This window comes from Actinotalea caeni (assembly GCF_009733795.1).
GTDB classification, from domain to species: domain Bacteria; phylum Actinomycetota; class Actinomycetes; order Actinomycetales; family Beutenbergiaceae; genus Pseudactinotalea; species Pseudactinotalea caeni.
The window spans coordinates 1-12,148 of record NZ_WNXX01000024.1 but is presented as its reverse complement, the minus strand read 5'-3'; the positions used below and the strand labels follow the sequence as shown (position 1 = coordinate 12,148).

The following is a 12,148-nucleotide window of genomic DNA, read 5'->3' as shown; positions in this document are numbered from 1 at the left end:
CGGCATGGCGCCGGTGCTGGCCCAGTCCGCGACCGCGGCCGACTTCAGCAACGACACGATCCTGGTGACGATCCTCAAGGGCGCCGCCATCCTCGTGTTCCTGCTGCTGTCGGTGCTGTTCGCGATCTGGTTCGAGCGCCGTCTCGTGGCTCGCTTCCAGCAGCGCATCGGCCCGAACTGGAACGGCCCGCAGGGTCTGCTGCAGTCGCTGGCCGACGCGATGAAGCTCCTGCTCAAGGAGGACATCACCGTCAAGGCGGCCGACAAGATCATCTACCTGGTCGCGCCGATCATCTCGGTGTTCTGCGCGTTCATGGTGTTCGCGGTGATCCCGTTCGGCCCCGAGGTCAGCATCTTCGGCGTCGTGACGCCGCTGCAGATGACCGACTTCCCGGTCGCGGTCCTCTACATCCTGGGCATCACGGCGCTCGGCGTGTACGGCATCGTGCTGGGCGGCTGGGCCTCCGGCTCCACCTACCCGCTGCTCGGTGCGGTCCGCTCGACCGCGCAGGTGATCTCCTACGAGCTCGCGATGAGCCTCGCGCTCGTCAGCGTGTTCCTGTGGGCCGGCTCGATGTCGACGTCGCAGATCGTGGCCTCGCAGGAGAACACCTGGTGGGCGTTCACGCTGCTGCCGGCGTTCATCATCTACATCATCTCGATGGTCGGCGAGACCAACCGGCTCCCGTTCGACCTCCCGGAGGCCGAGGGCGAGCTGGTCGGTGGCTTCCACACCGAGTACTCCTCGATGAAGTTCGCCTGGTTCTTCCTCGCCGAGTACATCAACATGCTCAACGTCTCCGCGGTCGCCACGACGCTGTTCCTCGGCGGCTACCGGGCGCCGTTCGGCATCGGCCTGCTGTTCGACGGCGCGCTCGACACCGGCTGGTGGGGCGTGCTGTGGTTCCTGGCCAAGCTGTGGCTGCTGATGGCGTTCTTCGTGTGGGTCCGCGGCACGCTGCTGCGGTTCCGCTACGACCAGTTCATGAACTTCGGCTGGAAGGTGCTGATCCCGGCCGGCCTCGCGACCGTCGTGTTCTACGCGGTCCTCAAGGGTCTGTCGACCGGTCCCGACGCGCTGCTGTCGTTCGGCGGCACCGTGCTCACGATCGAGTGGCGCCAGCTGCTGCTCGGCGTCGTCGGCGGCCTCGTGGTCGCGGCGGTGCTGATGCTGCTGTTCCCGGGTGAGGACGACGCCAAGGACGCCAAGGACGCCAAGGACGCCACGGGCACGAAGCGCGCCGCCGGCACCGCGAAGGCGGGCACCGGCTCCGCGGCGGACGCCGAGCCGTTCGACCCGTTCGCCGGCGGCTACCCGGTGCCGCCGCTGCCCGGCCAGAAGCTGCCCCCGTCGCCGCGCAAGGCGCGGGTCACCACACCAGCGGCCGCACCGTCGTCGAGCGAGACGACGGTCGGCGCAGGGGAGGACGAGAAGTGAGCGACGACGAGACCACCACCCCGACGCCCGAGGGCGGCGAGGTCGAGCGGCGGGAGCCGGTGCGGGGCCAGGGTGCCCTCGACATCCCCGGCACCCCGGCGGCCGACCTGCTGCCGGAGCCGGCCAACGCGGTCGAGGCGCTCGTCGCGCCCGTCGCGGGGTTCGGCGTCACGATGGCCACGCTGTTCCGGCCGGTCGTCACCGAGCAGTACCCGCGCGAGAAGGCGCCGGTGGAGCCGCGGTTCCACGGCCGGCACCAGCTCAACCGGCACCCGGACGGCCTGGAGAAGTGCATCGGCTGCGAGCTGTGCGCGTGGGCGTGCCCGGCGGACGCGATCTACGTCGAGGGCGCCAGCAACAGCCCCGAGGCGCAGTACTCGCCCGGCGAGCGCTACGGCCGCGTGTACCAGATCAACTACCTGCGGTGCATCTTCTGCGGGCTGTGCATCGAGGCGTGCCCGACCCGCGCGCTGACGATGACCAACGAGTTCGAGCTCGCCGACCGCTCGCGCGCCGACCTGATCTTCACCAAGGAGGATCTGCTCGCGCCGCTGCGTGAGGGCATGCTCGCGGCCCCGCACCCGATGGTCGAGGGCACCACCGACGGCGACTACTACCGCGGCGAGGTCACCCGCCCCACGCCCGAGCAGGTCGAGTGGGTGCGGCGCCACCGCCCCGACGACCCGACGCTGGACTCGGCCGCCGCCGCTGCCGAGCGGGGCTCGGTCCGCGCCGGCGCCGCGCAGGGAGGCGAGCAGTGACCGGGCTGACGATCTCCGCGGGCGAGGGGGTCCTCTTCTGGATCCTCGCCCCGCTGATGGTGCTGGGCGCGCTGTCGCTGCTGTTCGCCCGCCGCACCGTGCACATCGCGGTCTCGATCGCCGGTGTCATGGTCGGCCTGGCGGTCATGTACATCGCGAACGAGGCGACGTTCCTCGGGGTCGCGCAGGTCGTCGTCTACACCGGCGCGGTCATGATGCTGTTCGTCTTCGTCATCATGCTGGTCGGTGTCGACTCGACCGAGTCGCTCACCGAGACGCTGCGCGGGCAGCGCTGGCTCGCGGCGCTGTCGGCGCTCGGCCTCGCGATCCTGCTCGGCGCGGTCGTGACGCGCGCGGTGCTCCCGGAGCCCGTCGGGCTGGCCGCGGCCAACGCCGACTCGAACCCGGTCGCCGTCGCACGGCTGGTGTTCAGCGACTTCGTGTTCGCGTTCGAGCTGACGGGCGCCCTCCTCATCACCGCCGCGGTCGGCGCGCTGTCGCTGACCCACCGGGTGCGGCTGGGCATCAAGGTCGACCAGCGCACGCTCGCCGAGGCCAAGCTCAAGCGCTACGGCGCCGGCGGCGACGCGACGCTCGTCGTCAACCGGCCCGGCCCGGGCGTCTACGCGCGCCACAACTCGGCCGACATGCCCGCCGTCGACGCCGCAGGCAACCCGGTCGAGGAGTCGATCACCACGGTGCTGCGGGTGCGCGGGCAGGAGCGTGAGCTCCCCAGCGCGGAGGAGCTGGCCGACGCCGGTCACCCCTACGGCAGCCCGGCGGTCGAGGCCCCGACCGGCACTCAGGCGAAGGAGATCGACGCGTGAGCCTCGTCAACTACCTGGTCCTCGCGGGGATCCTGTTCGCGATCGGGTCGGCCGCGGTGCTCGTGCGCCGCAACTCGATCGTCGCCTTCATGGGCGTCGAGCTCATGCTCAACGCCGCGAACCTGACCCTCGTGACCTTCGCCCGCATGCACGGCGACCTCAGCGGGCAGGTGATCGCCTTCTTCGTGATGGTGGTCGCCGCGGCGGAGGTCGTCATCGGGCTCGCGATCATCGTGTCCATCTTCCGAACCCGCGGGTCGGCGTCCCTCGACGACGCCAGCCTGCTGAAGAGCTGAGGCGCTCGGATGTCCGTCGATCTGGCCGCGACTCTCGTCGTCGCGATCCCGCTGCTCAGCGCGGGTGTGCTGCTGCTCCTGGGCCGTCGTTCCGACGGCTTCGGCCACTGGCTGGGGGTGGCGGCCTCCGCCGCGTCCTGCGTGCTGTCGGTGCTGCTGCTGCTCTCGCTGCTCGGCTCCCCGGCCGAGGACCGCTCGGTGGGCGTGCACCTGTTCTCGTGGATCCCCGCCGGTGAGCTGAGCGTCGACGCCGGGTTCCTCGTGGACCCGCTGTCGGTGACGTTCCTCATCCTCATCACCTTCGTCGGCACGCTCATCCACGTGTACGCGGTCGCGTACATGGAGCACGACGACGACCGGCGCCGGTTCTTCGCCTACCTGAACCTGTTCGTCGCCGCGATGCTGATCCTGGTGCTCGCGGACTCCTACGCGCTGCTGTTCGTCGGCTGGGAGGGCGTCGGTCTGGCGTCCTACCTGCTCATCGGGTTCTGGAACCAGCGCACCGACTACGCGGTCGCCGCCAAGAAGGCGTTCGTCATGAACCGCGTCGGCGACATGGGTCTGCTCATCGGGATGGGCGCCCTGTTCGCGACCGTCGGCTCGGTCGAGTTCGACGAGGTGTTCGCCGCGGTGCCCGGCCTCAGCGAGGGCTGGCTCACCGCGATCGGGCTGGCGCTGCTGCTCGGCGCGTGCGGCAAGTCGGCGCAGTTCCCGCTGCAGGCCTGGCTCGGCGACGCGATGGCGGGCCCGACCCCGGTCTCGGCGCTCATCCACGCCGCGACGATGGTCACCGCCGGCGTCTACCTCATCGTGCGCTCCGGCCCGATCTTCGAGGCGGCCCCGACCGCGCAGCTCGTCGTCGCCGTCGTCGGTGCCGTGACCCTGCTCTTCGGTGCGATCGTCGGCTGCGCCAAGGACGACATCAAGAAGGCGCTGGCGGCGTCGACGATGTCGCAGATCGGCTACATGATGCTCGCCGCGGGGCTCGGCCCGATCGGGTACGCGTTCGCGATCTTCCACCTGTTCACGCACGGGTTCTTCAAGGCCGGGATGTTCCTCGGCGCCGGGTCGGTCATGCACGGCATGAACGACGAGGTCAACATGCGCGGCTTCGGCGGGCTGAGCAGGTACATGCGGGTCACGTGGATCACGTTCGGCCTCGGCTGGCTCGCGATCCTCGGCATCCCGCCGTTCTCCGGCTTCTGGAGCAAGGACAAGATCATCGAGGCCGCGTTCGTGGGCGAGGGCTGGCAGCCCTGGGTCCTCGGCGGCGCGGCGCTGATCGGCGCCGGGATCACCGCGTTCTACATGTCGCGGCTGTTCTTCATGACCTTCCACGGCGAGCCGCGGTTCAACGACGGGAAGAACGACCAGCCGGGCCCGGAGCAGCACCCCCACGAGTCGCCCGCGCTCATGACCGTCCCGATGATCGTCCTCGCGCTCGGCTCGGCCGCCCTCGGTGGCGTGCTGATGGTGGGGGAGTCGTTCTTCCACTGGCTGGAGCCGGTCACCGGGCACGTCGAGCACCACGAGCCGGTCGTGCCGGTGCCGGTCCTGATCGCCGCGACCCTCGTCCTCGTCGCGCTGGGCGTCTTCCTCGCCTGGCGCCAGTACTGGGCCGCGCGCGTGCCGGTCACCGCCCCCGCCGGGTCGGTGCTCACCCGGGCCGCACGTCGCGACCTGTACCAGGACGTCGTCAACGAGGCGGTCTTCGCCCGCCCGGGCACGCACCTGGTGCGCACCATGACCTACGCCGACACCGCCGTCGTCGACGGCGCCGTCAACGGCCTCGGGGCCGGGGCCGTCGGCTGGGGCGAGCGGCTGCGGAAGGTCCAGAACGGCTTCGTCCGCAGCTACGGCGCGCTCATGGCCGTCGGTGTCGTCCTTGTCCTCGTCGCCGTGCTCGCGACGCGGATCTGAGCCAGCGGGAAGCGCAGAGAAGAGAACAGATGCCTCAAGACATCCTCGGACAGTCCCCGCTGACCGTCCTCGTCCTGGTCCCGGCCCTCGTGGCCGCGGTCGTGTGGCTGGTGCCGCCGCTGCGGCGGCTCGCGCGACCCATCGGTCTCGCGACCAGCCTCGTCGTCCTCGCCGGTGCCGTCGCGCTGGCGGCCGGCTTCGACCTCGGAGCCGCCTCCGAGACCCAGTACCTGCAGACCAACGGCTGGATCCCTGCGTTCGGGGCGAGCTACGCCGTCGGCGTCAACGGCCTCGGGCTGACGATGATCCTGCTGGCCACCCTCCTGGTGCCGCTGGTGATCGTCGCCGGCTGGAAGGAGGTGACGCTGCCCGCCGGCGTCGCCGACGACGACGAGTCGGCCGCCGCCAAGGCCCTCGCCTACCGGCAGGCCGGCTGGGTCGCGCTCGTGCTGGTGCTGGAGGCGCTCATGATCGCGGTCTTCGCCGCCCGCGACGTCTTCCTGTTCTACGTCCTCTTCGAGGCGATGCTGATCCCGGTGTACTTCCTCATCGGGGTCTACGGCGGGCCCAACCGCCGCTACGCCGCGATCAAGTTCCTGCTGTACTCCCTCGCCGGTGGTCTGCTGATGCTGGCCGCGGTCGTCGGGTACTTCTTCGTCGGCACCGACCAGGGCCCGCAGGCGTTCCTGCTCGACGGCGCCCAGCCGCTCGCGATGCCGTACGGCACCGAGCTGGCGCTGTTCCTCGGCTTCTTCGTCGCGTTCGCCGTCAAGGCACCGATGTGGCCGGTGCACACGTGGCTGCCGGACGCCGCCCAGCAGGCCCCGCCGGGCACCTCGACGCTGCTCGTCGGCGTGCTCGACAAGGTCGGCACCTTCGGCATGATCGCGCTCTGCCTGCCGCTGTTCCCGGAGGCCTCGCGGGCCGCGGCGCCGGTGATCATCGTGCTCGCGCTGGTCTCGATCATCTACGGCGGCCTGCTCGCGATCGGGCAGAACGACCTCATGCGGATGATCGCGTTCACGTCGGTGTCGCACTTCGGCTTCATCGTGCTCGGCATCTTCGTCGGCACGTCGACGGCGATGACCGGCGCGATGATCTACATGGTCGCCCACGGCGTCTCGACCGCCGCGATGTTCCTCGTCGGCGGGTTCCTCACCCAGCGCGGCGGCACCCAGGACATGTCCGCCTACGGCGGCATGCAGCGCGTCACCCCGCTGATCGCCGGCACCTTCCTGGTCTCCGGTCTCGCGTCGCTCGCGCTGCCCGGCCTGTCCGGGTTCGTGCCGGAGTACCTGGTGCTGCTCGGCACCTTCCAGCACGCCCCGTGGATGGCGATCGTCGCGGTCTTCGGCGTCGTGCTCGCGGCGCTGTACATCCTGCTGGCCTACCAGCGGGTGTTCACGGGACCGCCGTCGACCACCCACGCGGGGATGCCCGATCTCGGCGGCCGCGAGAAGGTCGTCATGGGTGTCCTCGTCGCCGCCATGCTGTTCCTCGGCTTCTACCCGGCCCCGGTGCTCGACGCGCTGACGCCGGTCGCTGACGCCGTCTCTACCTTCTTCGTCGGAGGGGTCGCCTGATGTTCGTCGCGCCGCACATCGAGTGGGCCGCTCTCACCCCCGTCCTCATCCTGCTGGGCGCGGCGGTGATCGGCGTGCTCGTCGAGGCCTTCGTGCCGCGGGCGTCCCGCCGGCTCGTGCAGCTCGCGCTGTCCGCGCTCGCGGTCGCCGGCGCCCTCGTCGCCGTGACGTGGCGCTGGACCGTCGTCCAGAGCAGCGGGCCGCGCGAGCTCGTCGCCGGCGCGCTGCGCGAGGACGGCCCCGCGCTGCTCGCGCAGGCCGTGCTGCTCGTGCTGTCGCTGCTCGCGCTGCTCGTCATCGCGGACCGCTCCCGCGGCGAGGACGGCTTCGCACCGACCGCCGCCGCCGTCCCGGGCTCGGAGTACGAGGACCAGGCCCGCCGTGCGGGGCTGGCCCAGACCGAGGTCTTCCCGCTGACGATGTTCGCCGTCACCGGCATGCTGGTGTTCCCGGCGGCCGCGGACCTGCTGACGATGTTCATCGCGCTCGAGGTGCTCTCGCTGCCGCTGTACCTGCTCGCGGGGCTGGCGCGCTACCGCCGCCTGCTGTCGCAGGAGGCGTCGCTGAAGTACTTCCTGCTCGGCGCCTTCTCCTCGGCGTTCTTCCTCATGGGGCTGGCGCTGCTGTACGGCTACGCCGGCTCGGTGCGGCTGGACGAGCTCGCGGTCGCGGTGCCGGCCATGGCGGGCATGGACGGGCTGCTGCTCGCGGGCAGCGCGCTCGTCATCGTCGGGCTGCTGTTCAAGGTCGGCGCCGTGCCGTTCCACGCCTGGACGCCGGACGTCTACCAGGGCGCCCCGACGTCGGTCACCGGCTTCATGGCGGCGTGCACCAAGGTCGCGGCGTTCGCGGCGCTGCTGCGGTTCGTCTACGTCGTCACCCCGGGGCTGACCTGGGATCTCGCGCCCTTCCTGTGGACGGTCGCGATCCTCACGATGGTGGTCGGCACCGTGCTGGCGATCGTGCAGACCGACATGAAGCGGACGCTCGCCTACTCCTCGGTCGCGCACGCGGGCTTCCTGCTGCTGGGCGTGATCGCGCTCGACGAGCGCGGCATCGGCGGCGTGATCTTCTACCTGCTCGCCTACGGCCTCGCGACGGTCGGCTCCTTCGGGCTGGTGTCGCTGGTGCGCACCAAGGACGCCGACGGCAACGTCACCTCCGAGGCGGGGCACCTGTCGGAGTGGGCCGGCCTCGGCCGCCGCAGCCCGGTGCTCGCGGTCTCGTTCGCGCTGTTCCTGCTGTCGTTCGCGGGCATCCCGCTGACGGCGGGCTTCACCGGCAAGTTCGCGGTGTTCTCGGCGGCGGTCGCAGGAGGTGCCTGGCCGCTCGTGGTGGTGGCCGTGCTCGCCTCGGCTGCGGCGGCGTTCTTCTACGTGCGGATCATCGTCCTGATGTTCTTCACGGAGCCGCCGGTCGCCGAGGACGGCTCGTCGACGACGGTCGTGCGGACCGAGGGCCTGACCGCGGTCGCGGTCGTCGTGTGCGCCGTCGGCACCGTCCTGCTGGGTGTGGTCCCGAGCGCGATTCTTGCGATCACGGCGCAGGCGTCTAAGTTCTTGCTGTGACCTCGACCCTGGATCTCGGCGACGCCGGCCTCGAGGAGGTCGTGCTCGGCGAGCTCGACGACGTCGAGCGGCGGCTGACCGATGCCGCGTCGAACGCGGACCCGCTCGTGCAGACGCCGTCGCGTCACCTCATGGACGCGGGCGGCAAGCGGCTGCGCCCGGTGCTCGTCATGCTCACCGCCCACTTCGGCAGCGGCATCAACGAGCAGGTGCGCACGGCCGCCGTCGCCACCGAGCTGACGCACCTGGCGACGCTGTACCACGACGACGTCATGGACGACGCGCCGCTGCGGCGCGGCGCCCCGAGCGCGCAGCACCTGTGGGGCAACTCGATCGCGATCCTCACCGGCGACCTGCTGTTCGCGAAGGCGTCCCGGATGGTCTCGGAGCTGGGGCCGGTCGCGGTGCGGATCCAGGCGGAGGCGTTCGAGCGGCTGGTGCTCGGCCAGCTGCACGAGACGATCGGCCCGCGCGAGGGCGAGGAGCCGGTCGACCACTACCTGCGGGTGCTGGCCGACAAGACGGGGTCGCTGATCTCGGCGGCCGCGCACTACGGCACGCTGTTCTCGGGGGCCGACGAGGCCGCCGTCACGGCGTCGATCGCCTACGGCGAGAAGGTCGGTGTCGCGTTCCAGCTCGCCGACGACGTCATCGACCTCGTGTCGGACGCCTCGACGCTCGGCAAGGAGCCGGGCACCGACCTGCGCGCCGGCGTCGCGACGATGCCGGTGCTGCTGCTACGCGCCCGCGCGGCCGCGGGCACCCTCGACGAGGTCGGCGCGAGCGTGCTGCGCGACCTCGACTCCGACGACGAGGACGTGCGCGCCTCGACCCTCGACCGGCTGCGCAGCCACCCCGTGCTCGACGAGGCCCGCTCGATGGCCCGCGGCTGGGCCGCCGACGCCGTCGCCGAGCTCGACCCGCTGCCCGAGTCCGCCGCCAAGCAGGCCCTGACCGCCTTCGCCGACCTCCTCGTCGACCGCCTCGCCTGACGGTTTCAACCCACTTCTGCCCCCGGGAAGGGTTTCAACCCAGTTCTGCCCCTTTCTAGCGTCTCGCTTCTGTGCCGGCGCTGGGGTGGTCTCAGCGGCCGAGCGCCTCTCGCAGCGAGGGGCACGAGTCCCGGGAAGGTGGCCGACAGCAGGTTGAACCCGTCCGGTGGCGAGACTGGGTTGAAACCTCGTCTGGGGGCAGGAGTGGGTTGAAACTACTTCTGGGGGCAGGAGTGGGTTGAAACTACTTCTGGGGGCAGGAGTGGGTTGAAACCCTGTGTGGGTGGGGGATGCGACAGTAGGGCCGTGACGGCGTTGGCGCGGGTGGTCGAGGTCGCGGAGGAGGTCGCCGCGACGTCGGGGCGGCGCGCGAAGGTGACGGCGCTCGCGGGGCTGCTGGGCGAGCTCGACCCCGCCGAGGTCGTCCCTGCCGTCGGCATGCTGGTCGGCAAGCCGAGGCAGGGGCGCACGGGCGTGGGGGTGCAGACGCTGCGGTCGGTGCGGCCTGCGCCGAGCCCGGCGCCGACACTGACCGTCGGTGACGTCGACGCCGCCCTCGAGGCCCTCGCGGCCGCCGCAGGCGCAGGCTCCACCGCCGCCCGCGCCACGACGCTGGGCGCGCTGCTGGGTGCCGCGACCGCGCCCGAGCAGGACTTCCTCAGCCGGGTCATCCTGGGCGACGTGCGCACCGGTGCGCTCGAGGCGGTCGTGCTCGACGCCGTCGCGGCCGCGGCCGGCGTCCCCGCGGCCGTCGTGCGCCGGGCCGCGATGCTCACCGGCGACCCGGGCGAGACCGCCCGGCTGGCGCTCACCGGCGCCGACCTCACCGCGATCGGGCTCACGCCCGGCACGCCGGTGCTGCCGATGCTCGCCGGGACCGCGGCGAGCGCGGGGGAGGCGGTCGAGGTGACCGGCGAGGCGTCGGTCGAGGCGAAGCTCGACGGCGCCCGCCTGCAGGTGCACCGGGTCGACGGCGTCGTGCGCGCCTACACGCGCAGCCTCGCCGACATCACGCCCCGGGTGCCCGAGGTCGTCGAGCTGGTCGCGGGGCTGCCCGGCGGCGACCTCGTCCTCGACGGCGAGACGCTGCGGCTGGACGAGGACGGCCGCGCCAAGCCGTTCGCCGAGACGATGAGCCGGTTCGGCCGGCTCGGCGAGCACCCCGCGCAGACCGGGCTGTCCACGTTCTTCTTCGACCTGCTGCACGCCGACGGCGAGGACCTGCTCGACGTGCCGCTGCGGCGCCGCCGGCAGCTCCTCGCCGAGCGCGTCGGGCCGCACCTGGTGCCGGGCGAGGTCACCGCCGACCCCGCGGTCGGGCAACGGGTGCTCGACGAGGCGCTGGCCGCCGGCCACGAGGGCGTCGTCGTCAAGGCGATCGAGAGCCCCTACGAGGCCGGTCGCCGCGGCAAGCGGTGGCTGAAGGTCAAGCCGGTGCTCACCTACGACCTCGTGGTGCTCGCCGCGGAGTGGGGGTACGGGCGCCGGACCGGGTGGCTGTCCAACCTGCACCTCGGCGCGCGCGACCCCGAGGGCGCCTTCGGCCCTCCCGGCGGCTTCGTCATGGTCGGCAAGACCTTCAAGGGCCTCACCGACGCGTTGCTGCGGTGGCAGACCGAGCACTTCCCGACGATCGCGACGCACGAGACGCCCGGCGTCGTGTGGCTGCAGCCGACCACCGTCGTCGAGATCGCGATCGACGGCGTGCAGCGCTCCACGCGCTACCCGGGCGGCGTCGCGCTGCGCTTCGCGCGCGTCAAGCGCTACCGCACCGGCGCCGACGCCAAGCCCGCCGAGGAGGCCGACACGATCGACACGCTGCGGGCGCTGCTGCGCTGAGCCGATGGGCACGTCTGCCCTCGACCGCGCGGACCGCCGGACCTACCGTGACCGGGAAGTCGCGGCGTGCGTGGAGGACCGGGGTGTGAGCTCGAGACGAGAGACGACGACGTCCACCCTCCGGAGGCTCGGCGCCGTCGCCGAGACCGTCGTGAGCGACCTCGCCGCAGGCCGGGCGGCGCTGCCGCGGCTGGCGATGGGCAGCGACGACGAGGGCGTGGTCCACGTCGGCATCGACCGGGAGGGCGACGTCGTCCGGCTCGACCTCGACGCGCACTGGCGTGACGCGCTGCCGCCGGAGCGTCTCGGCGCCGCCGTCACCGACGCGCTCGCGCGCGCCGCGGAGATCCGCACGGGGGACTGGGCTTCCGCGCTGCCGCGTCCCGACGCGGCGAGCCCCGTGCGACCCACGCCGCCGGCGGCGGGCCCCCTCGTCGTGCCGGCCGACGGCGACACCTCCCGGCCGGTCGCCGTCGCGCCCGGGCCCGCCGGCTGCGTGGTCAGGATCGCACCGGGGTGGGCGGCCGACGCCGACGGCGACGCCGTGCGCGACGCGGTGCTCGCCGCCGTCCGGACCGCTGCCGGCGGCCCGGGCCCCGTGGCCGCGGCGGGGCTCGGCGACGTCGTCGGGCTGCAGGGACGCGGCCACGACACGCTCGCCGCGGCTGCTGCGGCGCTGCCGCCCTTCATGCGGCACTCGGTACTCGCCGCCGTCGAACGGGTGCACGACGTCACGACCACGGCCCTCGCGCTGCCCGTGAGCAGCCAGGCGGTCGCCGGCCCCGCGCTGCGCGACCACGCGTCGGCGCTGCGGCGGTGCCTGCACCTCGTGGACCGGCCGGCCGGGCTGCCGGAGGCCGCCGCGGCGTGGGCGGAGGCGGGCGTCGCGCTCACCCAGGGCCTCGCGCGGGCGCGCTCCCGGCC

Annotated in this window: 10 protein-coding genes; all 10 read left to right on the top strand. The window is 72.4% G+C overall.

Going from position 1 to position 12,148, the window contains the following annotated elements; translation table 11 throughout:
• Positions 1-4: 4 nt before the first annotated feature.
• Positions 5-1,438 (top strand): NADH-quinone oxidoreductase subunit NuoH, encoded by a 1,434-nt coding sequence (nuoH, locus tag GPA02_RS16055; protein ID WP_420809368.1) that lies wholly within the window; start codon positions 5-7, stop codon positions 1,436-1,438.
• A complete protein-coding gene (gene nuoI / locus GPA02_RS16050; RefSeq protein WP_460361411.1) occupies positions 1,435-2,199 on the top strand; it encodes an NADH-quinone oxidoreductase subunit NuoI in 765 nt (254 codons plus the stop codon). Before nuoH ends, nuoI begins: the two co-directional genes overlap by 4 nt.
• Positions 2,196-3,026, top strand: a complete 831-nt coding sequence (locus tag GPA02_RS16045; protein ID WP_156201452.1) for an NADH-quinone oxidoreductase subunit J — start codon at positions 2,196-2,198, stop codon at positions 3,024-3,026. The genes nuoI and GPA02_RS16045 overlap by 4 nt, the downstream gene beginning before the upstream one ends.
• Complete coding sequence (gene nuoK / locus GPA02_RS16040) at positions 3,023-3,322, top strand: NADH-quinone oxidoreductase subunit NuoK (RefSeq protein ID WP_156201451.1); 300 nt, start codon at positions 3,023-3,025, stop codon at positions 3,320-3,322. Before GPA02_RS16045 ends, nuoK begins: the two co-directional genes overlap by 4 nt.
• A gap of 9 nt (positions 3,323-3,331) precedes the next feature.
• On the top strand, positions 3,332-5,242 hold the full coding sequence (gene nuoL / locus GPA02_RS16035; protein WP_156201450.1) for an NADH-quinone oxidoreductase subunit L: 1,911 nt from the start codon (positions 3,332-3,334) through the stop codon (positions 5,240-5,242).
• 29 nt (positions 5,243-5,271) lie between these two features.
• On the top strand, positions 5,272-6,825 hold the full coding sequence (locus tag GPA02_RS16030) for an NADH-quinone oxidoreductase subunit M (protein ID WP_156201449.1): 1,554 nt from the start codon (positions 5,272-5,274) through the stop codon (positions 6,823-6,825).
• Positions 6,825-8,393 (top strand): NADH-quinone oxidoreductase subunit NuoN, encoded by a 1,569-nt coding sequence (nuoN, locus tag GPA02_RS16025; RefSeq protein WP_156201448.1) that lies wholly within the window; start codon positions 6,825-6,827, stop codon positions 8,391-8,393. The genes GPA02_RS16030 and nuoN overlap by 1 nt, the downstream gene beginning before the upstream one ends.
• Positions 8,390-9,385: a polyprenyl synthetase family protein gene (locus GPA02_RS16020; protein ID WP_156201447.1), complete on the top strand. Its 996-nt coding sequence runs from the start codon at positions 8,390-8,392 to the stop codon at positions 9,383-9,385. Before nuoN ends, GPA02_RS16020 begins: the two co-directional genes overlap by 4 nt.
• A 306-nt stretch (positions 9,386-9,691) precedes the next feature.
• Positions 9,692-11,224, top strand: a complete 1,533-nt coding sequence (locus GPA02_RS16015) for an ATP-dependent DNA ligase (RefSeq protein ID WP_240134095.1) — start codon at positions 9,692-9,694, stop codon at positions 11,222-11,224.
• Positions 11,225-11,309: 85 nt separating this feature from the next.
• Positions 11,310-12,148: hypothetical protein (locus GPA02_RS18855; RefSeq protein WP_420809367.1), on the top strand; the 839-nt coding region annotated here is incomplete at its 3' end.

Bases quoted from the DNA above. Each gene is read 5' to 3' on its own strand.
- nuoH (WP_420809368.1), top strand. From the start codon at position 5: ATGGCGCCGGTGCTGGCCCAGTCCGCGACCGCGGCCGACTTCAGCAAC.
- GPA02_RS16030 (WP_156201449.1), top strand. From the start codon at position 5,272: ATGCCTCAAGACATCCTCGGACAGTCCCCGCTGACCGTCCTCGTCCTG.
- nuoL (WP_156201450.1), top strand. From the start codon at position 3,332: ATGTCCGTCGATCTGGCCGCGACTCTCGTCGTCGCGATCCCGCTGCTC.
- nuoN (WP_156201448.1), top strand. From the start codon at position 6,825: ATGTTCGTCGCGCCGCACATCGAGTGGGCCGCTCTCACCCCCGTCCTC.